Genomic DNA, 19,515 nt, shown 5'->3' on the forward strand with positions numbered 1-19,515 from the left:
ATGGACACGCCTCTCAGTGCCCGCCCCTACGCCGTGCTCGACAGCATTACCCAGGCCACCCGCGCCCATCGCGGCAAGGTGCTCGTCGCCGGCTCGCACGGCGGCGACTATTGCGGCTGGTATGCGGTGCACGCCGGCCTGCGGGCGGTCATCCTGCACGATGCCGGCGTGGGACTGGAGCAGGCCGGCATCCGCTGCCTGGACCGGCTCGAACGCGCCGGCATGCCCGCCGCCACCGTGAGCTACCTGAGCGCGCGCATCGGCGACGGGCGGGACATGGCCGCGCGCGGCGTGGTCAGCTTCTGCAACGGCCCCGCCCGCGCGCTGGGCGTGATTTCCGACATGCCGGCGGCCATGGCGGCCCGGTTCATGGCGTCCGCCGGCGAATTCCGCGGCACGACGCCTCCTCGCCGGGAAGCGCGCCGCCTGCTGGCGCGCGACAACGGCCGCGGACTGGAAATCGTGGGGCTGGATTCCAATTCGCTGGTGGAACCCGGCGATGCGGGACGCATCGTGATCACCGGCTCGCACGGCGGCCTGCTGGGCGGACGCCCCGCCTCCGCGGTCGGCTCGCCGGTGCGGGCGGCGGCCTACAACGACGCGGGCGGCGGGATCGACGACGCCGGCTATTCGCGGCTGCCGGCGCTGGACGCGCGAGGCATACCGGCCATGACCGTGCGCCACGACAGCGCCCGGATCGGCGACGCCCTGTCCAGCTGGGAAACCGGAGTGGTGTCGCGCGCCAACGCGACGGCCGGCATGCTCGGCGTGCGAACCGGCATGACGCTGCAGGACGCGATGGCGCGCATCAGTTGAGCGGCCCGTTTCGCGGCGGCTGGTGCCGGTGGTATTGAAACTTCACATCCCGAAATGCCGCCGGTAGCGGGCGTCCAGCCGTGCCAGATCCAGCAGGATCGGGAAATCGGCGGTGTGGAAATCGGGATCCCAGGCCGGCGCGCCGCAGATCGTCGCGCCCAGGGCCAGATAACCCTTGATCAGGGGCGGCACCCGCGCCGGCAAGACGCTGTCCAGGCGATCCACCGGATAGGGATGCAGGGGCCGGATGCGCGGCACGTCGGGATTGCGCGCCATCAGGGCGCGCGCCCTGCGCCAGACTTCCGAGGCCGTGGCCCCGCCGTCGCGCAGGCTGACGCTGGCGCAACCCAGCATGTAGCGGTAGCCGCCCTGCCTCATGACCTGTGCGAGTCCCGACCACAGCAGCATGATGGCCGTGCCGTGCCGGAATCCGGCGTCGATGCAGGAACGGCCAACCTCGACCAGCGATGGGCGCAGCGCCGCCAGCGGCTCCAGGTCGAACTCGGACTCGGAATAGTAGCCGCCCGCCTGGAGCGCGGCTTCGGGCGTCAGCAACCGGTAGGTGCCCACCACCCGGCCGGCGCCCGTGTCGCGCACCATGAAATGCACGCACCAGGGATCGAAGCGATCGACGTCCCGGTCGCCCACCGCCTGCGGGAACACCGCGCCCATGTCCTCCGTGAACACCCGGAATCGCAGGCGCTGCAGGGCTTCCAGGTCCGCCTGGCTGCGGGCGACAGTCAGGGCCAGCCCACCGGCTTCTGCCCCGGGCCAGTCTATGCGTTTCATCGATCCCGCGTGCAGGGGAGGAACGTGGGTGGTGAGCATGGCGGACTCCCGAAAGTCACGATATCGGGAACATTCTGCCGATGCTCTGTGTGAATCATGTGACAGCGGCTCTCAGGCCAGCCTGACCGCCACGAGCCGGCGCACGCCTTCCTCGGCCAACGCCTCGTCGTCGGCTTCGACCATGAGGCGCAACTTGGGCTCGGTACCCGAGGCCCGGATCAACACCCGGCCACGATCGCCCAGCGACGCGCGCACCTCGTCCGACGCCTCTTTCAAGCCGGCGTGCGTCTGCCAGTCCAGTCCGGGCGCAAGCGGCACATTGACCATTTTCTGGGCATACATGGACAAGTCGGCCACCAGGTCCGCCAGAGACGCGTCCGCATGCCGCATGGCCGCCAGTACCTGCAGGGCGGCCACGATGCCGTCGCCCGTGGTGTGGCGATCCAGGCACAGCAGGTGACCGGAACTCTCGCCGCCGTACAGCCAGCCGCGCTGTCGCAGGACTTCCAGCACGTAGCGGTCGCCGACCTTGGCCCGCTCGAACGGGATGCCCAGTTCACGCATGCGGCGCTCGAAGCCGAAGTTCGTCATCAGCGTGCCGACCACCCCCTGGATGGGTTGCGCGCGGGCGCGGTCGCGCACGATGGCGTAGAGCAGTTCGTCGCCGTTGAACAGGCGGCCGGAGGCGTCCACCATCTGCAGGCGGTCGGCGTCCCCGTCCAGCGCGATGCCCAGGTCCGCCCCCTGGGCCGCCACGGCGGCGACCAGGGTCTCGGGGTGAGTGGCGCCGACCTTTTCATTGATGTTGAAGCCGTCGGGCTCGCAGCCGATCACGGAGACATCGGCCCCCAGTTCACGGAACACGTGCGGCGCGATGTGGTAAGCGGCGCCATTGGCCGCGTCCACCACGATCTTCAGACCCTGCAGGTCCAGTTCGTTGGGGAAAGTGCTCTTGCAGAATTCGATGTAACGGCCCGCGGCATCGCTGATGCGCCGCGCGCGGCCCAGTCCGGCTGAATCGGCGCAGCCCAGCGGTTCGTCCAGCAGGGCCTCGATGGCGGCCTCGGTCTCGTCGGGCAGCTTGGTGCCGGCCCCGGAAAAGAACTTGATGCCGTTGTCGTAGTGCGGATTGTGGGACGCGCTGATGACGATCCCGGCCGCCAGGCGCCAGGCGCGGGTCAGGTAGGCGACCGCCGGCGTGGGGATCGGACCGGCCAGCATCACGTCCACTCCGGCGGCCGACAAGCCGGCCTCGAGCGCGGATTCCAGCATGTAGCCGGAAATGCGGGTGTCCTTGCCGATGACCACGGTCGGCCGGCCGGCGGACACGACGCCGCGCGCCAGCACGCGGCCCGCCGCATAGCCCAGCCGCAGGGCGAATTCCGCGTTGATCCGATCACCGCCGACGATGCCGCGCACCCCGTCGGTCCCAAAATACTTGCGTGCGCTCATGCGCGGACTCCTCGTTCGATGGCCGACCAGACCCGCAGGGCATCCACGGTGTCGGCCACATCATGGACGCGCAGGATGCGCGCGCCCCGCACCGCGCCGGCCAGGGCCGCGGCCACGCTGCCGCCCAGGCGCCGGGACGCGGGGCGTCCCGTGACGGCACCGATCATGGACTTGCGCGACACGCCCAGCAGGCTGGGGTAATCCTGCCCCACGACCTGCGGCAGCTGCCGCAGCAAGGTGTAATTGTGCTCCGCGGTCTTGCCGAATCCAAATCCCGGATCGAGCACGATGCGGTCGGCCGCGATCCCCGCCCGACGCAGGCGCAGGGCGCCCTGATCGAGGTAATCGCGGACTTCCGCGACCACATCCCCGTAGACCGGCGCGTCCTGCATGGTGCGCGGTTCGCCGCGCATGTGCATCAGGCACAGCGCGCAGCCGGAATCGGCCACGGCCTCGACCGCCCCCGGCGCCGAAAAGCCGCGGATGTCGTTGATCATGTCGGCGCCCGCCTCCAGGGCGGCCCGCATCACGGGCGGCTTGCAGGTATCCACGGACAGCGGCACGCCGCAGTCGCGCAGGGCCTCGATCACGGGCAGGATGCGGCGCAGTTCCTCGTCGGCGGGGACCGCCTGCGCGCCGGGGCGGGTGGACTCGCCGCCGATGTCGAGCAGGTCGGCGCCTTCCTCGACCAGCAGGCGCGCATGGGCGACAGCCTCATCGGCCCGGAAATGGGCGTTGCCGTCGGAAAACGAATCCGGCGTAACGTTCACGATCCCCATGACCAGGGGGCGCTCCAAGGACAAGCGGAAACGCCCGCACTGAAGATGTTGCAGAACTCCGGCCTGAGGGCCGGAGCTCATCCGCCACCCGATAGGGGTGCCTTCGGCACCGGATGGCAATAGCCTCGCTCGACCTCGCCCCGAAGGGCGAGGCGTGCGCTTTGGCGCGTGGTCGGGCATAGGAAAAGCCGGCGGTCGGATCAGACCGGCGTCGCGGCGGGGCCCTTGTCGTTGCTGGCGGCAGGCTGGCCGGCCGACGGCGTCTGCGGGGGCGTGTCGCCTCCGGAGGACGGCGGCTGCGGCGCGCGCGGCGGACGGCCGGCCATGATGTCGTCGATCTGCTCGGCGTCGATGGTTTCCCATTCGAGCAGGGCCTTGGCCATGGCGTGCATCTTGTCCTGGTTGGACTCGATCAGGTTGCGCGCCACGCTGTACTGCTCGTCGATGATGCTGCGAATCTCGGAATCGACCTTCTGCATGGTGGCCTCGGACACGTGCGTGGTCTTGGTCACGCTGCGGCCCAGGAAGACCTCGCCCTCGTTCTCGGCGTACACCACAGGGCCCAGGGAATCGGTCATGCCGTAGCGCGTGACGATGTCGCGGGCGATGGCGGTGGCGCGTTCGAAGTCGTTGGAGGCGCCGGTGGTCATCTGGCCCATGAAGACTTCTTCCGCGATGCGACCTCCGAACAGCACCGCGATGGTGTTCAGCAGGCGTTCCTTGTCCATGCTGTAGCGGTCGCCCTCGGGCAGCTGCATCGTCACCCCCAGCGCGCGGCCGCGCGGGATGATGGTGACCTTGTGCACCGGATCGGTCTTGGGCAGCAGACGCGCCACCAACGCATGGCCGGATTCGTGGTAGGCCGTGTTGCGGCGTTCTTCTTCCGGCATGATCAGGGAGCGGCGCTCCGCGCCCATGATGATCTTGTCCTTGGCCTTTTCCAGGTCGGACATGTCCACGGTGCGACCATTGCGGCGCGCGGCGAACAGCGCGGCCTCGTTGATCAGGTTGGCCAGGTCGGCACCGGAGAAGCCCGGGGTGCCGCGCGCCAGCACGTTCGGATCGACGTTCTGGGCGATGGGGACCTTGCGCATGTGGACCTTCAGGATCTGCTCGCGGCCACGGATGTCGGGCAGCGACACGACCACCTGGCGGTCGAAGCGGCCCGGGCGCAGCAGCGCCGGGTCCAGCACGTCGGGCCGGTTGGTGGCGGCGATCACCAGCACGCCCTGGCCGGTCTCGAACCCGTCCATTTCGACCAGCAGCTGATTCAGGGTCTGTTCGCGCTCGTCGTTGCCCCCGCCCAGGCCGGCGCCGCGCTGGCGGCCCACGGCGTCGATTTCATCGATGAAGATGATGCAGGGGGACTGCTTCTTCGCGTTCTCGAACATGTCGCGCACGCGGGCCGCGCCCACGCCGACGAACATTTCGACGAAATCCGAACCGGAGATGCTGAAGAACGGGACCTTGGCCTCGCCGGCGATGGCCTTGGCGAGCAGGGTCTTGCCCGTGCCCGGAGGGCCGACCATCAGCACGCCGCGCGGGATGCGACCGCCCAGGCGCTGGAATTTGGTGGGGTCGCGCAGGAAATCGACCAGTTCCTGGACGTCTTCCTTGGCCTCGTCGCAGCCGGCGACGTCGGCGAAGGTGACGTTGTTGTTGTTTTCGTCCAGCATGCGCGCGCGCGACTTGCCGAAGCTGAAGGCTCCGCCCTTGCCGCCGCCCTGCATCTGACGCATGAAGAAAATCCAGACCCCGATCAGCAGCAGCATCGGAAACCAGGAGATGAACAGGCTGGTCAGGAAGGAGGGTTCCTCGCGGGCCTTGCCGGAAACCTGGACGCCATTCTTGACCAGTTCGGGCACCATCCACAGGTCGCCCGGCGAGGTCAGGCTGTAAGAACGGCCGGATTCCGGCGACACGTAGATCGTGTCGCCCTGAATATCGACCTTGTTGATGCGGCCGGCCCGCGCGTCGTTCATGAATTGCGTGTAGCTGACCGAATCCCCGCTCGCGACCGGATGTCCGTCGAACTGCTTGAACACCGTGAAGAGCACGAGCGCGATCACCAGCCAGACCGCAACCTTGGAAAACGAGTTGTTCAAAGCCAACCTCCTGGGTGTATACCGCTGCCCGCCCGCCGCCCGCGCGCCGCATCCGGCGACGCGCAATTACAACAAGCTGACAAATACGTCAATGCTTCATTCTACCTGAATCCGCCGCGCGGACGCAGCGCCGTCCGTGATGCCCTGGACGCCGTCCGAACCCTGAGCGGCGGACGGTTTTTTCAACCCGCGGCCGACCAGGAAAGTCTCGGAGGACTCGTCCCGGGACGCCTTGGGCTTGCGCTCGACCACCCGGACGAAATGCTGTTTGAACATCCGCACGATCTGGGAAAACCCGCTGCCGTGAAAGGCCTTGACGACCAAAGCGCCATCCGGCTTCAGGTGACCGCAGGCGAATTCCAGCGCCAGTTCGCAGACGTGGGCGATACGAGCGGAATCCGCCGAGGCCACACCCGATAGATTGGGGGCCATGTCGGAAATCACAAGGTCCACGGCCCGCCCTTCCAGCCGTTCGTGCAACTGCGCCAGGATGTCGTCCTCGCGGAAGTCGCCCTGGATGAACTCGACCCCGGCGATGGGTTCCATGGGCAGCAGATCGAGCGCCAGCACGCGGCCGTCGATCGCGCCGCCCGGCGCCAGCAGGCGCTCGCGCACGATCTGGGACCAGCTGCCCGGGGCCGAGCCCAGGTCCACGACCACGTCGCCGCGCCGCAGCAGCTTCTCCGTGTCCAGGATCTCGGTCAGCTTGAAGGCGGCGCGGGCGCGATAGCCCTTCTGTTGCGCCATTTTGACGTAAGGGTCGTGAATATGCCGCTGGACCCAGGCTTTGGAGAATTTTTTCTTGGCCATTCTCGTACAATTCCATTATGCCGAAACTCGAACTGACCTCTCAGCAGCGCAGCGCCTTGCGCGCCGCCGCGCATCCCCTGCATCCCGTCGTCCTGATCGGCGACCGCGGCCTGACCGCCGCCGTGCTGGAAGAAATCGACCGCACCCTGGCGGCCCACGAACTGATCAAGATCCGCGTCGCCGGCGCCGAGCGCGATGAACGCGATGCGATGCTGGCGAAAATCTGCGAAACGCTGTCCTGCGCCGCAGTGCATCATCTCGGCAAAACGCTGATTATCTATCGGCCCGATCCGCTTGCGCAACAAGCCGCCCAGGCGGCCGAAAACGCCACCCGGGCCGTGCGCCGGAAATCCGAGCCCTACGTACCCAAGAAACAGGCGGCGCAGCCGCGCGCCACCCGCCCCGCCTCGAAGCGAGCCGCCGGCGCGGACCAGGGCGGCGCGGAAAAACGGCCGGTGCGGGACACGGCCCGGAAACCCCGCGCGGCCGACGACCGGGGTTCCGGCAAGCCGGCGCGAGGCGTTCGTGCGGACGCGGGCCATGGCATCCCGCGCCGTGGCGGCAGTGCGCTGTCGCTGCGCGCCGGAGCCCGCCGCGGCCGCGCGAGCCGGGGATGAGGCCGGACACGGAATAGTCCCTGCGGACTATTCCGTGCCTGCCGAATCCGAGCCGCTTGCAAGCGGCGAGGTGGAGAAGCTGCCACGGCTGGAGATGCCCCGTGCCTGCCGAATCCGAGCCGCTTGCAAGCGGCGAGGTGGACAAGGCGAACCAACGACCTGATTCGGCTGACCGCCATCCGTCATTCGTAACTGACGGAACAGACTTCGTATTCGCGCACGCCGGCAGGCGCGCGCACTTCGACCACATCGCCTTCGCTCTTGCCGATCAGCGCCCGGGCCACGGGGCTGGACACTGAAATCATGTTGGCGCGGATATCGGCTTCCAGGTCGCCGACGATCTGGTAGGTCAGGCGCTCGCCCGATTCCAGGTCCTCGATCTCGACGGTCGCGCCGAACACGGCCTGGCCGGACACGTCCAGGTCGGCCGGATTGATGATCTGGGCGTTGGACAGGGTGCCCTCCAGTTCCTGGATGCGGCCCTCGATGAAGCCCTGGCGCTCGCGCGCGGCATCGTATTCGGCGTTTTCGGACAGATCGCCCTGCGCGCGCGCCTCGGCGATGGCATTGATGACTTCGGGGCGTTCGACCGTCTTCAGACGATGCAATTCAGCTTGTAAACGCTCTGCCCCGCGAGCTGTCAAAGGGATCGCAGCCATAGTTCCTGACTCAAAAGTAAAAGACGCCCCATGCGCGGGGCGCCTGACAACGAAAGAAGGTGGGCGAAATGTGGTGGTTCCGGCCCGCTGGGGGCTGCCTGGCCATGCGCGCCCGCGTATGGGCCTATGAGATGCGGCCATGGCATGGCGCCATCCGCATCCCGACCAGGTGGCCTGCCGGCTCGCCCGTGAAAAACCCCGGCCGAAACCGGGGTGCTTGAGAGGTATTGTGGGCAATCCGGAGGGAAAAAGCAAGCCCCTGCGCCAGGATGGACGCAACGTGAGAATGTCCGGTTCAACGGTATGAGTCACATCATCGAGATCATTGAGGCGGGCGGGGACGATGATCACGATGAGCCGGAAGGAAGCCGGCAGGCTGCGGATACTTCGGCAGGTATGCCACGGGACACTTTCACAGGCCGCGGCTGCGTCGGTGCTGCAGCGTGAGCACCGCCCCAGACGGCGTGCGCTCTCCACTCTCTCCACGCTCGCCACACCCGCAGCGCCATCGCCTGCGTCCCAGCCATGACCGGGACGCATGCATCTGGGCGTATTAATCGCTTGTCCGCCCACGGGGGCCTCACTAACATGGTTCAGGGATCCCCCTGGTGTCCCATTTGGCTGACTCGGATGCTCATCTTCGGTCCCCGGACGCGCAAAGCCGCGCCGAGGGCTCCGCGTCTCCGCGTCAAACAGAACCGCCCATGCGCCCGAAATCGGCCCGCGAACCAACCAAACGGAACACCAGCCCTCTTTATAACGACTATGGGAGACAAGCAAGTGAAAAATGTCACTGTTCTGATGGCGACCCTTTCCGCGGCAACGCTGCTCATTGCACTTCCCGCATCCGCCGAGTCGCAATACCCAGCCAAGACGATCGAAATGGTGGTGCCGTTTCCCCCCGGCGGCGGCGCCGACACGACCGGGCGCATCATCGCCAGCGCACTTTCGGACAAGCTCGGCCAGCAGGTGGTCGTCATCAACAAGCCAGGCGCCGCGGGCACGCTGGGCACGACGTATGTCGCCCGGGCCAAGTCCGACGGATATACGGTGCTGCTGGGCCAGGTCAATTCCAATGCCATCGCGCCAGCTGTGTACAACTCGCTGTCCTATGACATGAGCAAGGACTTCGAGCCGGTGGGCTACATCGGCTACTCACCAACGGTTCTGGTGGCAAAACCGGACATCCATGTATCCAGCGTCAAGGAGCTCGTGGCCCTGGCGAAGAAGGAACCCGCCACCCTGTTCTACGCATCGGACGGCAAGGGCGCTGCGGCAAACTTGGCAGGGGAACTCTTCAAACAGATCACCGGGACGGACATCACACACGTCCCCTATAAGGGCAGCAGCCCGGCTGTCGTCGACATCATGGCCGGGAACGTTGACATAGGGTTCTTCACGCTGCCGGCCACGTTGCCGAACATCAAAACGGGCAAGCTCAAGGCACTGGCCATCGTAAGGCCCAGCCGCCAGGCGGAACTGCCGGACGTTCCTACATTCAGCGAAGCGGGATACCCCAAATTTCAGGTTCAAAACTGGTACGGACTGCTTGCGCCCGCAGGTACGCCCGACGAAGCGATCGGCAAGCTGAACACTGCGCTACAACAGACGCTCGCTGAAAAGGACGTAGTGGACAAGCTCGCGCGCCTGGGCATCGAAGCCGGCGAGGCGGGCACGCCCCCGACATTCGCGACATTCATAAAAAACGAGATCGACAAGTATTCCCAGGTCGTCGAAGCCAGCCACATGAAGCTCGATTGAACCCGCAGGACTTTCCCACAAATAATCACTTTGGAGTCATGAGATGCAGACAGCTTCCGCCCCGAATTACCCGTTTCCGGGAGTCTTCACGAACACGCTGCCCATCGCCGGCAGCGAGCAGAGATTCCCCGTGCGCAGGGTGTATTGCGTCGGCAAGAACTACATGGAACACATAAAGGAAATGAATGGCGACGTGAGCCGGCCACCCTTCTTCTTCCAAAAGCCGGCCGACGCAATCATGCAAAATGGCAGCGAAGTCCCCTACCCGCCCGCCACGGCCGAGTTCCACTACGAAGGCGAACTGGTGGTGGCCATCGGCAAGAGCGGGCGCAAGATCGCTCCGGGGAACGCCCTGACGCACGTCTTCGGCTACGCCGCGGGCCTGGATCTTACCCGCAGGGATCTGCAGAATGACTGCATGGACAAGGGGCTGCCCTGGGAGCCAGGAAAATCTTTCGACCACTCCGCGCCGATCGGCACGATTCAGCGCTCCAACGGCGGCGCGCCAGAGGGCCGCATCGTCGTGAAGGTGAACGGCCAGGAACGCCAGAATGCAACGCTGGCGGACATGATCTGGGATGTGCCGCGCATCATTGCGGAGCTCTCCGGATTGTACGAGCTGCAGCCGGGCGACCTCATCTACACCGGCACGCCCAAGGGCGTCGGCGCCACACGCGTGGGTGACACGCTGGAAGTCCGGATCGACACACTCCCTCCCCTGAGCGTGAAGATCGCCTCCATGCTGGCCTAGTCGCGATGTTTAAATTCGGCGCCTGCGCCACCCGAATTCAAGTACACAAACCAACCAAACGGGACACTAGACGCCCGGCCACCCGAGACGGCCGGCGGCCAGCGGCCGGCGGGCGACACGGCCCGTCGCAACCCGCCGGAACAAGCACATGAGCCTCTTCGAGATCTCCTTCCTCATCACGACCGCATTCATCGCAGGTGCGGTCAACGCGGTCGCGGGGGGAGGAACCTTCTTCTCCTTCCCCGCGCTGCTGGCGGTGGGTGTCCCTCCGGTGATCGCAAACGCGAGCAACGCGGTGGCGCTATGGCCGGCGAGCCTGTCGAGCGCCTGGGAATACCGCCGGGAACTTGCCCTGCACAAGGGCAATCTCGCCTGGCTGTCGGGCGTGTCGTTCATCGGGGGGATCGGTGGAGGGCTGCTGCTGCTCGCCATCCAGGAGGCGGTGTTCACCAGCCTGATCCCGTGGCTGCTGCTCTTCGCGACGCTTCTGTTCGCCTGCAGCCAGCCGCTGAAAGCCCTGCGAACGCGCGCCAGGGGCCATTTCAAACTCACCTCGCGCGGCACGCGCGCGCTTTCCACTCTGGCCTATCTGCTGGTAGCGATATACGGCGGATTCTTCGGGGCCGGCATGGGCATATTGCTGCTGGCGGCATTATCAATCAGCGGGCACGACGATATCCTGGTGCTGAATGCCTTCAAGAATCTACTGAGTGCCATTATCTATAGTGTCGCGGTGGCGACCTTCATCCTCGCCAACAAAGTGGCGTGGACACAGACGCTCATCATGCTGATCGCGGCCACGCTGGGCGGTTATATTGGCGCCGTCGCGGCCCGGCGCATCCCCCAGGGCTGGCTGCGCATCGGCATAATATTCATAGGATTCGCATTATCCGCGATCTATTTCATCAAGACCTACGCATAGCTGGCGCATGCACGCACGTCCGCCCACAGACGCGTGCCGTGCGACAGTCCACGCAGGGCGTCACCGACACGCGACAGCCCGGCCACGCTGAATCACTGTCTTGATCATTTGTATCGACACCGCCTTGAGAGGGTGACGAACGATCCATCTGGATTGGGAGGAATGTCGGTGAAAGTTAGAAACAAGCAGGATTTCTGGTCGGGCGTCATGTTCCTGGCAATCGGCTTGGGGCTCGCCGCCACATCGAGCCACTACGCCATGGGTTCGGCGGCCCGCATGGGACCAGGGTATTTCCCGTTCTGGCTCGGACTGCTGCTCGCGGCACTTGGGCTGGCCATCAGCGCAAAGAGCCTGGACCCGCACGCTGAAAAGACCGAGGTCGAAGGATTCGACCTGTTCATCCTGGGCATCATCATCGGATCCGTCGTCCTCTTCGGCATCCTGCTCGACTTCCTGGGTGTCTACCTCTCTGTCTTCTTGCTCGTAGTGGTCAGCAGCCTCGCCAGCCATGTATTCAGCTGGAAGATCTCCGTCCTGAACGGCGTGTGCATGACACTCTTCGTCTGGCTGGCCTTCGTCAAGGGGCTCGGCATCATCTTCCCGCTGTGGCCGGGCTTTCTCAATCTAAGCTAAGGAGGGCGCGACGACATGGAGATCATCAATCACCTGGCGCTGGGGTTCGACGTGGCCTTCACGATGCAGAACCTCCTGTACTGCCTCATCGGCTGCCTTCTCGGAACCATGATCGGCGTGCTGCCCGGGATAGGCCCCGTGCCGACAATTGCCATGCTGCTGCCCATCACCTATGTCCTGCCATCCGTGGCCGGGCTGATCATGCTGGCCGGCATATTCTACGGCGCCTCCTACGGAGGCTCGACAACCGCCATCCTGATGGCCCTGCCCGGTGAGACATCATCCGTCGTGACGGTGCTCGACGGGCACCAGATGGCCCTGAAGGGCCGGGCCGGCGCGGCGCTGGCGATCGCTGCGCTGGGGTCCTTCTTCGCTGGTTGCGTGGCGACCGTCGTGATCGCCGGTTTCGCACCGCTGCTCGCACAGGTCGCCTTCGCGTTCGGCCCCGCCGAATATTTCTCGCTGATGGTGCTGGGCCTGATCGGTGCCGTCGTCCTCGCCTCGGGGTCGATCCTGAAGGCGATCGGCATGGTCGTCCTGGGGCTGCTGCTGGGACTCGTGGGAATCGACGTGAATTCCGGGATCTCCCGCTTCACCTTCGGGCTCCCGCAGCTCCAGGACGGCATAGACTTCGCCGCAGTCGCAATGGGCGTCTTCGGTTTCGCCGAGATCATCACCAACCTGGAGCTGCGGGACAAGCGCGTCAAACTGACCAGCAAGGTGGGAACCCTGTATCCCAACAAGCAGGAATTCAAGGAGGCCTGGCCCGCCGTCCTCCGCGGCACGGCTATCGGAAGTGCGCTGGGCATCCTGCCGGGGGGCGGCACCACCCTGTCATCCTTCGCCTCGTATACGCTGGAGAAGAAGATCTCGCGCCAGCCGGGACGTTTCGGCAAGGGCCACCCGGCGGGCGTGGCCGGCCCCGAATCAGCCAACAACGCGGGGGCTCAGACGTCTTTCATCCCGCTCCTGACACTGGGCATCCCCGGCAACGCCGTGACGGCCCTCATGCTGGGCGCCATGATGATCCACAATATCCAGCCAGGCCCCCAGGTGATGACAAATCACCCAGATCTATTCTGGGGCCTGATCGTATCGATGTGGATAGGCAACCTCATCCTCATCATCCTGAACCTGCCACTCATCGGCATCTGGGTGAAGCTGCTCGATATCCCGTATCACATCCTCTTCCCGGCGATACTGGTGTTCTGCGCGGTCGGCGTCTACACGCTCAACAATGACGTCTTCGAGGTCTATGTGACGGCGGCCTTCGGGTTGCTGGGCTACATCTGGTACAAGTTGCGGTGTGAGGGTGCGCCCCTATTGCTGGGCCTGATACTAGTACAACATCCCTTAAATACTTTGAATAATTAATCGCCTCGGCTATCATGTCGTGATGAACCGAGGCCGCCCTGCAACGCCAGTGAAGCTGGCAAAGAAGGACAGACAGGAACTGCTGTCGCTGATCGCGCGCAAGACCGCTACGCAGCGCGATGTCATGCGTGCACGAATCGCCTTGGAGGCGCATGAGGGCCATAGCAGCACGGTCATTGCGCGCAAACTGGGAGTATCGGTGCAAACAGTCTGCCTGTGGCGCAAGCGCATTGCTCAGCAAGGCGCCCAGGGTATTCGTGAAGGCGAACGCAGCGGTCGCCCGGCGCGCATCACGCACGAAGAGCGGCTGCAACTGATCGCACTGGCGTGCGAAGCGCAGGAGCCTGAGGGGCGGGTCACTCCCACGCTCGACGAGATCGTGGCGCGCGCGTTGGAACGCGGTGTCGTTGAGCAGATCAGCCGCAGCCACGTGCAGCGCATCTTGCAGGCCGGCGATGTGCGTCCGCACCGGGTCCAGCAATGGCTGCATAGTCCGGATCCGGCCTTTCGCGAGAGGGTCAACGAGATTTGCAAGTTGTACCGCAGAGCGCCTCGAGATGCGGTGGTGCTTAGCATCGACGAGAAGACCGGCATCCAGGCGATTGAGCGCAAGCACCGGGGCCGCGATCCCGCGCCGGGGCGGCTGCGTCGGCGCGAGTTTGAGTATGTCCGCCATGGCACCCAGTCGTTGATCGCCGCGCTGGATGTGCATACCGGGCAGGTGACGGCGGACTGTGGCGATCGGCGCACCCAGGCCGATTTGCTGGCCTTCATGGAACGCCTGGCCGCTGCGTACCCTGACCAGCAGGTGCATGTCGTCTGGGATAATTTGAACACGCATCGCGCCCAGGCCGTCTGGCAGGCGTTCAATGCGCGGCATGCCGGACGGTTTCACTTTCACTTCACGCCATTGCACGCGAGCTGGGTCAATCAGATCGAACTCTGGTTTGCCCGGTATACACGCCGAGTGCTGCGCCATGCCAGTCACACCAGCACTGCGCACCTGCGCGAGCGCACGGCACAATTTGTCCGCACGCATAATCAGGCGGCACGCCCGTTCAAATGGAGTTTCCGGGGCTATCCGCTACAAACCGGCGAATCATAACGAGGAGCGACATGCCAGCCTTATCCGCCAAAGAACACGCCACCCACTTGCAACGACAACTGCGCCATCTGCTCGGCCATGAGCAGATCGCTACGCAAACCTACGGGCATCATCTGCTGATCAAACGTGTGGACGATGAACAGTTGACCGTGGTGGCGCGGCTGACCGAGTTGGACCGTAATCATTATGGCGCGGCTTTTCGAAGCCATAGTGGGCGTTGGGAACCGTTGCCAGGCACAGGCTCGCTCGACGAGATGGCACAGGTGGTCGCCACACTCTTGCAGCCGTATTTGCAGCCCGATAATTATTAAACCTATTTACAGGATGCTGTACTAGGCCCGATGATGGAGGAGAGCTTCCGGCGGGCAGTGCTGCTGTCGCGGGGGGATTTCACAACCTTCGTCACACGCCCCCTCTCACTGTGGCTTCTGGTGGCGGCCGCCGTGCTGCTCCTGCTGGTGACGCTGCCGTCCATCCGCAAGCGACGCGAGGACGCATTCGCGGAGGACGACTGAGACCCGGCGGTGGCGGCCTACGGAAACCGGCGCCGCCGGCAAACCACGCTCCCCACCCCCAGCCCCCCGAGAGGCCCAGATGCAGTTTTCCAACCACCGCAGAAAGCTGCCCCCATTGCAGGGGCTGGTGGTATTAGACGCAGTCAGCCGGCATCGCAGCTTCACCGACGCGGCCGACGAACTATCGGTCACGCAAAGCGCCGTGAGCCGGCAGATCAGGCTGCTCGAGCAGTACCTGGGGCGCCGCCTGTTCAGCCGGCAGCATCGCGGAGTATCGCTCACGCCCTTCGGCGAGCGATACCAGACCAAGATCACCCAGGCCCTGGATCTCATCGAGCAGGCTCAGCCGCACCACACGGCGGAGCCGGTGACCCGCATCGTGACGCTGAACATCATGCAGTCCCTTGCGGTGCTGTGGCTCCTGCCCTATCTGTCGGAATTCAGGCGCGCGCATCCGAGCATCGAATTGCGCCTCATCACGTCAATGAGTCCGGTGAACCTCGAAGATGGTGAAACCGACATCGCGATCCGCCTCGGGCAGCTGCCCGGGCAAAAATACCCGGAACACGCACCGCAGGTCGACTTCAAGATGGTGGAGAACTGGCATCTGGTCCACGCCGAGGCGCTGGCGCCCGACATCCTGACACCGATCTGTGCGCCATCCTTGCTGACCCATGGCGGACAGTCCCGGCCAGATGCGGGCCGGGACTACTGCCTGCTGCACAACATCAACCGCCCCAACTGCTGGCCAGACTGGTTCCGCGCCCAGGGACATCCCATGCCGCGCGGCGGGCGCAACCAGTATTACGGCCATTTCTTCACCGCCATTGAAGCGGCACAGGAAGGCCACGGTTTCGCGATCGTGCCGGACATCCTGCTCACGCAAGCTACGATGGACGGGCTTACAGCGCCGTTTCGGCCATGTGTCGAAAGTGCCGGCGGATACTACCTGCTGTGCGCGAATTCAAAGAAAGACGAGCCTTACATAAAAGCCATATTCCGGTGGCTCAAGACACGGGCACAGGACACGCCGGAGACGCTGTGAGCGCGCCTCGAGCGCCAGCAGGGCCTACGGGCGTTACTTCAGCCCTGCCTTGTCCAGCCCAAACAGGGCGTCCTTGGAGCCCGGCGCGGTCTGGAAGCCTACCACCAGGCGGTTCCAGCCGTTGATACCGACGATGAGGAACGGCAGGCTGGCCAGCTCTTCCCCTGACAGCCGCGCACGCTGGTGGACCTCACCCGGACACCCCCGCAGGCAGCTTCGCCGGGACCTCCGTCCACTCCAGAACCGCCCGCTCATTGTCCGTGAGCGGCGGCGACTCACGCCAGACCGCCACATGGTGCAGGCGCAGTTCGCGCCCACCCTTGAGCCTGGCTTCCTTGACGTGCATGTCCACGCAGAACACGCAGCCATTGAGCCGCGAAGCCCGCATCCTGAACCGGACCTTTCTACATTTTTTCGCCGTGACAGCCCCGGCGCCAGGACCCGAGGCGTACCCGATCAGATCACGGCCGGCCGCTTCCTTCCACGCAGCAGCGCGTGCAGCAGGATGGCGCCGAAGGTCGCGGTGCCGATGCCATCGAGCTTGAAGCCGCCGAGGGCGATGGAGAAATTGCCCGACCCCAGGATCAGCGTGACGGCCGCCACGATCAGGTTGCGGTTGTCGCTGAAATCGACCTGGTTGACCACCCAGATGCGGGCTCCCGCGATGGCGATCAGACCGAACACCACCACCGACATGCCGCCCAGCACTGGCGCCGGAATGGCCTGGATCACCGCGCCGAACTTGGGCGAGAAGCCCAGGACCAGGGCCACCAGTGCGGCCACCACGAACACCAGGGTGGAATAGATCTTCGTCGCGGTCATCACGCCGATGTTTTCCGCGTAGGTGGTCACGCCCGTGCCGCCCATGGCGCCGGAAATCATCGTCGCCACCCCGTCGCCCATGAAAGCGCGGCCCAGGTAGCGGTCCAGATTCTGGCCGGTCATGGCGCCGACGGCCTTGATATGGCCCAGGTTCTCGGCCACCAGGATGATGGCCACCGGAGCGATCACGCTGATGGCGTGGGCCTCGAACACCGGCGCCGTCAGCCTGGGCAGCCCCAGCCAGGGCGCGGCGGCGATGGCGGCGAAGTCGATCGGCTTGCCCAGCCCCAGGCCGTTGGCCAGAATTAGGTAGAGCACACAGGCGATGAACAGCCCCACCAGAATCAACAGGCGCTGCACCAGGCCGCGGGTATAGACGGCCACGCCACCGACGCACAACACGGTCACGAGCGCCATGACGGATTCGAACAGGGAACCGCCCATGGCCCCCTTGGCCGCGATCGGCGCGAGGTTCAGGCCGATCACGGCCACGATCGCGCCGGTGACGACCGGCGGCATCCAGCGGTCGATCCAGTCGGCCGCCCCGCCCTGGCGGGCGTTGATCAGCGCGGTCAGCAGGCCGATCCCGGTGTAGATCAGGCCGCAGACGATGATGGCGCCCAGCGCGACGCCCATGTTCAGGTTCGGCCCGCTGCCCGAATAGCCGCTGACGGCGATCACGCCACCGATGAAGGCGAAGCTGGACCCCAGGTAGCTGGGCACCCTGCCGCCGACGAACAGGAAGAAAATCAGCGTGCCCACCCCCGACATCAGGATGGCCATGTTGGGATCGAAGCCCATGATGAGCGGCGCCAGAATGGTGGAGCCGAACATGGCCACGACGTGCTGCGCACCCATGGCCACGGTCTGGGGCCAGGGCATGGTTTCATCGGGCTGGACCACGGCGCCGTCGGCGGTGCCGGACACGCGGCGCCACCGCGGGAAATAGGAAGTCGTCATGAAGGAGTCGCGGCCGGAAGGCCGTCCGGAAGAGGAAAGTGGAGGGTTGAAATTTCGTCGCAAGTTTACGGCGGCCGTCCACGCCCCCGCAAGATGGCGGAACACGAATGGCGGCTGGCCGCGTGAAGCCGGCCATTGCGTCCACGACGAATCCCCCCTTTCCCGAGTCACCCCTCCCGGCGAGCCGAACGGCTTCTCAATTGAACGCGTGGCGCAACGCCAGGCCGCCGGCGACGCCCCGCCGCCGGCCGGCCTGCCCTTCCAGACCGAGTTCGGCGCTCAGCCCCCGGACGCCCGGCGCACGGAACGCCAGACCGGCCTCGACCAGCGTCGTGCCGCCGCGCAGCGACGGCGCCGGAACGGCGTAACCATAGACAGTGGCGCGCGCACGGCCGTCGAATTCATACTCCCAGGCCGCGCCCGCGTAGGCCGACAGCGGCGCCGCCTCGTTCCAGCGCGCCCGCGCGCCCAGGCGCGCGCGGTGTGAATCGGCGTCCTTGAATTCGAAGCGATCGCCCAGCACCGTGACCCCGGCGCCGGCGACGCGCGTCCAGAAATAGCGCCCGTACACGTCCAGCTCCAGCGTCTCGCCCAGGCCGAGGACACGGCCCAGGCCCAGGTGCGCGCCATGCTAGAGCGCTTCGATCCGAGGGTAGAACTCGGTATTTTCGCGCTGGATTCTCTGGTGCAGCGCCTTGAGCACGATATTGCAGTCGGAACGGAAGCCTTCAGGATCGCCCGCCACCGTCGATTCCTGGCTCCAGCGCTCGATGAACCGTCCAAACCCCTCGACCAGAGGTTTCATTTCTTCCTGATATTTCCGTGCCAAATTGGCGATCTGCGGCTCCGCCTGCTTTTCCAGCCGCGGATACAGGATGTCGTCCTCGATCGAAAGATGCAGGGCGATCTTGGATTTCATCAGTCGGATCTCATATACGATGTCTGACGCATTTTCCTGGATTCCAGTTGCCACCAACGCACGTATCCGACTGATGGCCTGGAGAATCTGGACATGCTGCTGTTTGAATCGTTCAATATCCATAAAATATTTCCTCCGGTACGAAACGGGGACTTGATTCCCCCAACATGCCCTCGCAAGAAGTCTCCGAACAATCCCGCCGATCGGAGAATCGATCGGCATCGGACGGCCCGGCACCAAGGTCTTCTTGTACTTCCAGGCAATCAAATCTGCTGAATCTGAACTCGACACGTCCGAAGCCTTCGCTGGTCATGTCCAGACACCCGGATACGGCGCTACGGTCGAACTCGAAGCGATTCCGATAATCTGGGTGGGCAAGATCATGCAGCGCGGCGAAGGCCGCTCCTTTTTGATATGGCGCGAAGCCTCCTGGCTCATTGTTTTTATCGAACAGCGTGCACAGATGTGAAACCACCACGCGTTCTTGCGAGCCGCAGAACCAGCCCTGGATTTTAGTGTAGACATTCTGCGCCACTTCCTCGGCCGGAGTATCCGGCTTGAGCGGATGCCCCGTCCAATCGGCCCCCTGAGAGGCATTGCCCTCGTGCAAACAGAGCATCCTCATCGCTGGATACGAACTCATTATCATCTGATCGTTTCACCATGAGAGATTGATTCAAA

The 19,515-nt window shown here is 65.0% G+C and carries 19 protein-coding genes and 3 pseudogenes; 11 read left to right on the forward strand and 11 right to left on the reverse strand.

Annotated elements, in window-relative coordinates; all coding sequences use genetic code 11:
- A complete protein-coding gene (locus ACTPOE_RS08220) occupies positions 1–816 on the forward strand; it encodes a hypothetical protein (protein WP_458871728.1) in 816 nt (271 codons plus the stop codon).
- Between the two features lie 42 nt (positions 817–858).
- On the opposite strand, the gene ACTPOE_RS08225 is transcribed toward ACTPOE_RS08220, so the two are convergent.
- The 5 genes from ACTPOE_RS08225 to ACTPOE_RS08245 form a co-directional block, all read right to left on the reverse strand.
- Entirely contained in the window at positions 859–1,644 is a 786-nt protein-coding gene (locus ACTPOE_RS08225) for a GNAT family N-acetyltransferase (protein ID WP_458871729.1), read from the reverse strand.
- A gap of 72 nt (positions 1,645–1,716) precedes the next feature.
- On the reverse strand, positions 1,717–3,057 hold the full coding sequence (gene glmM / locus ACTPOE_RS08230) for a phosphoglucosamine mutase (protein WP_458871730.1): 1,341 nt from the start codon (positions 3,055–3,057) through the stop codon (positions 1,717–1,719).
- The gene (gene folP / locus ACTPOE_RS08235; protein ID WP_458871731.1) at positions 3,054–3,917 is read right to left on the reverse strand and encodes a dihydropteroate synthase; all 864 of its coding nucleotides are present in this window, start codon (positions 3,915–3,917) and stop codon (positions 3,054–3,056) included. Before folP ends, glmM begins: the two co-directional genes overlap by 4 nt.
- A gap of 119 nt (positions 3,918–4,036) precedes the next feature.
- Positions 4,037–5,941, reverse strand: coding sequence for an ATP-dependent zinc metalloprotease FtsH (gene ftsH / locus ACTPOE_RS08240; RefSeq protein WP_458871732.1), 1,905 nt, complete (start codon positions 5,939–5,941; stop codon positions 4,037–4,039).
- Positions 5,942–6,037: 96 nt separating this feature from the next.
- Entirely contained in the window at positions 6,038–6,751 is a 714-nt protein-coding gene (locus ACTPOE_RS08245; RefSeq protein ID WP_458871733.1) for an RlmE family RNA methyltransferase, read from the reverse strand.
- Between the two features lie 17 nt (positions 6,752–6,768).
- Here ACTPOE_RS08245 and ACTPOE_RS08250 point away from each other — a divergent pair, with 17 nt between their 5' ends.
- Positions 6,769–7,368 carry a YhbY family RNA-binding protein gene (locus ACTPOE_RS08250; RefSeq protein WP_458871734.1) on the forward strand — a complete coding sequence of 200 codons (600 nt, stop codon included), beginning with the start codon at positions 6,769–6,771 and terminating at the stop codon, positions 7,366–7,368.
- A gap of 182 nt (positions 7,369–7,550) precedes the next feature.
- On the opposite strand, the gene greA is transcribed toward ACTPOE_RS08250, so the two are convergent.
- Entirely contained in the window at positions 7,551–8,027 is a 477-nt protein-coding gene (gene greA / locus ACTPOE_RS08255; RefSeq protein WP_376815845.1) for a transcription elongation factor GreA, read from the reverse strand.
- Between the two features lie 780 nt (positions 8,028–8,807).
- On the opposite strand from greA, the gene ACTPOE_RS08260 reads away from it, so the two are divergent.
- From ACTPOE_RS08260 to ACTPOE_RS08300, 9 genes and pseudogenes are all read left to right on the forward strand, one after another.
- Positions 8,808–9,788, forward strand: a complete 981-nt coding sequence (locus tag ACTPOE_RS08260; protein WP_458871735.1) for a Bug family tripartite tricarboxylate transporter substrate binding protein — start codon at positions 8,808–8,810, stop codon at positions 9,786–9,788.
- A 43-nt stretch (positions 9,789–9,831) separates the two neighbouring features.
- Entirely contained in the window at positions 9,832–10,539 is a 708-nt protein-coding gene (locus ACTPOE_RS08265) for a fumarylacetoacetate hydrolase family protein (RefSeq protein ID WP_458871736.1), read from the forward strand.
- Positions 10,540–10,687: 148 nt separating this feature from the next.
- Entirely contained in the window at positions 10,688–11,461 is a 774-nt protein-coding gene (locus ACTPOE_RS08270; protein WP_458871738.1) for a sulfite exporter TauE/SafE family protein, read from the forward strand.
- A 168-nt stretch (positions 11,462–11,629) separates the two neighbouring features.
- Positions 11,630–12,094 carry a tripartite tricarboxylate transporter TctB family protein gene (locus ACTPOE_RS08275; protein WP_458872789.1) on the forward strand — a complete coding sequence of 155 codons (465 nt, stop codon included), beginning with the start codon at positions 11,630–11,632 and terminating at the stop codon, positions 12,092–12,094.
- Positions 12,095–12,109: 15 nt separating this feature from the next.
- Positions 12,110–13,435 (forward strand): annotated as a pseudogene (locus ACTPOE_RS08280) (tripartite tricarboxylate transporter permease); the annotation flags it as partial.
- A gap of 55 nt (positions 13,436–13,490) precedes the next feature.
- Complete coding sequence (locus tag ACTPOE_RS08285; protein ID WP_458872790.1) at positions 13,491–14,573, forward strand: IS630 family transposase; 1,083 nt, start codon at positions 13,491–13,493, stop codon at positions 14,571–14,573.
- An 11-nt stretch (positions 14,574–14,584) separates the two neighbouring features.
- Positions 14,585–14,884: a hypothetical protein gene (locus ACTPOE_RS08290; protein WP_458870379.1), complete on the forward strand. Its 300-nt coding sequence runs from the start codon at positions 14,585–14,587 to the stop codon at positions 14,882–14,884.
- Between the two features lie 18 nt (positions 14,885–14,902).
- Positions 14,903–15,088, forward strand: a pseudogene (locus ACTPOE_RS08295) (tripartite tricarboxylate transporter permease); the annotation flags it as partial.
- A 79-nt stretch (positions 15,089–15,167) separates the two neighbouring features.
- The gene (locus ACTPOE_RS08300; RefSeq protein WP_458871739.1) at positions 15,168–16,133 is read left to right on the forward strand and encodes a LysR family transcriptional regulator; all 966 of its coding nucleotides are present in this window, start codon (positions 15,168–15,170) and stop codon (positions 16,131–16,133) included.
- Between the two features lie 33 nt (positions 16,134–16,166).
- Here the strand turns inward: ACTPOE_RS08300 and ACTPOE_RS08305 are convergent.
- The 5 genes and pseudogenes from ACTPOE_RS08305 to ACTPOE_RS08325 all read right to left on the reverse strand — a co-directional run.
- Positions 16,167–16,521: pseudogene (locus ACTPOE_RS08305) on the reverse strand (carboxymuconolactone decarboxylase family protein); the annotation flags it as partial.
- 68 nt (positions 16,522–16,589) lie between these two features.
- Positions 16,590–17,915 carry a solute carrier family 23 protein gene (locus ACTPOE_RS08310; protein WP_458871740.1) on the reverse strand — a complete coding sequence of 442 codons (1,326 nt, stop codon included), beginning with the start codon at positions 17,913–17,915 and terminating at the stop codon, positions 16,590–16,592.
- 196 nt (positions 17,916–18,111) lie between these two features.
- On the reverse strand, positions 18,112–18,534 hold the full coding sequence (locus ACTPOE_RS08315) for an autotransporter domain-containing protein (protein ID WP_458872791.1): 423 nt from the start codon (positions 18,532–18,534) through the stop codon (positions 18,112–18,114).
- A gap of 12 nt (positions 18,535–18,546) precedes the next feature.
- The gene (locus tag ACTPOE_RS08320) at positions 18,547–18,957 is read right to left on the reverse strand and encodes a hemerythrin domain-containing protein (RefSeq protein WP_458871741.1); all 411 of its coding nucleotides are present in this window, start codon (positions 18,955–18,957) and stop codon (positions 18,547–18,549) included.
- Entirely contained in the window at positions 18,947–19,444 is a 498-nt protein-coding gene (locus ACTPOE_RS08325) for a hypothetical protein (protein ID WP_458871742.1), read from the reverse strand. The genes ACTPOE_RS08320 and ACTPOE_RS08325 overlap by 11 nt, the downstream gene beginning before the upstream one ends.
- Positions 19,445–19,515: the final 71 nt, after the last annotated feature.

This window comes from Castellaniella sp. WN (assembly GCF_054457555.1).

Excerpts from the sequence above, each read along its gene's own strand:
- ACTPOE_RS08220 (WP_458871728.1), top strand. The coding sequence starts at position 1 with ATGGACACGCCTCTCAGTGCCCGCCCCTACGCCGTGCTCGACAGCATT.
- ACTPOE_RS08225 (WP_458871729.1), bottom strand. The coding sequence starts at position 1,644 with ATGCTCACCACCCACGTTCCTCCCCTGCACGCGGGATCGATGAAACGC.
- glmM (WP_458871730.1), bottom strand. The coding sequence starts at position 3,057 with ATGAGCGCACGCAAGTATTTTGGGACCGACGGGGTGCGCGGCATCGTC.
- folP (WP_458871731.1), bottom strand. The coding sequence starts at position 3,917 with ATGAGCTCCGGCCCTCAGGCCGGAGTTCTGCAACATCTTCAGTGCGGG.
- ACTPOE_RS08245 (WP_458871733.1), bottom strand. The coding sequence starts at position 6,751 with ATGGCCAAGAAAAAATTCTCCAAAGCCTGGGTCCAGCGGCATATTCAC.
- ACTPOE_RS08250 (WP_458871734.1), top strand. The coding sequence starts at position 6,769 with ATGCCGAAACTCGAACTGACCTCTCAGCAGCGCAGCGCCTTGCGCGCC.
- greA (WP_376815845.1), bottom strand. The coding sequence starts at position 8,027 with ATGGCTGCGATCCCTTTGACAGCTCGCGGGGCAGAGCGTTTACAAGCT.
- ACTPOE_RS08265 (WP_458871736.1), top strand. The coding sequence starts at position 9,832 with ATGCAGACAGCTTCCGCCCCGAATTACCCGTTTCCGGGAGTCTTCACG.
- ACTPOE_RS08270 (WP_458871738.1), top strand. The coding sequence starts at position 10,688 with ATGAGCCTCTTCGAGATCTCCTTCCTCATCACGACCGCATTCATCGCA.
- ACTPOE_RS08285 (WP_458872790.1), top strand. The coding sequence starts at position 13,491 with ATGAACCGAGGCCGCCCTGCAACGCCAGTGAAGCTGGCAAAGAAGGAC.
- ACTPOE_RS08290 (WP_458870379.1), top strand. The coding sequence starts at position 14,585 with ATGCCAGCCTTATCCGCCAAAGAACACGCCACCCACTTGCAACGACAA.
- ACTPOE_RS08300 (WP_458871739.1), top strand. The coding sequence starts at position 15,168 with ATGCAGTTTTCCAACCACCGCAGAAAGCTGCCCCCATTGCAGGGGCTG.
- ACTPOE_RS08310 (WP_458871740.1), bottom strand. The coding sequence starts at position 17,915 with ATGACGACTTCCTATTTCCCGCGGTGGCGCCGCGTGTCCGGCACCGCC.
- ACTPOE_RS08320 (WP_458871741.1), bottom strand. The coding sequence starts at position 18,957 with ATGGATATTGAACGATTCAAACAGCAGCATGTCCAGATTCTCCAGGCC.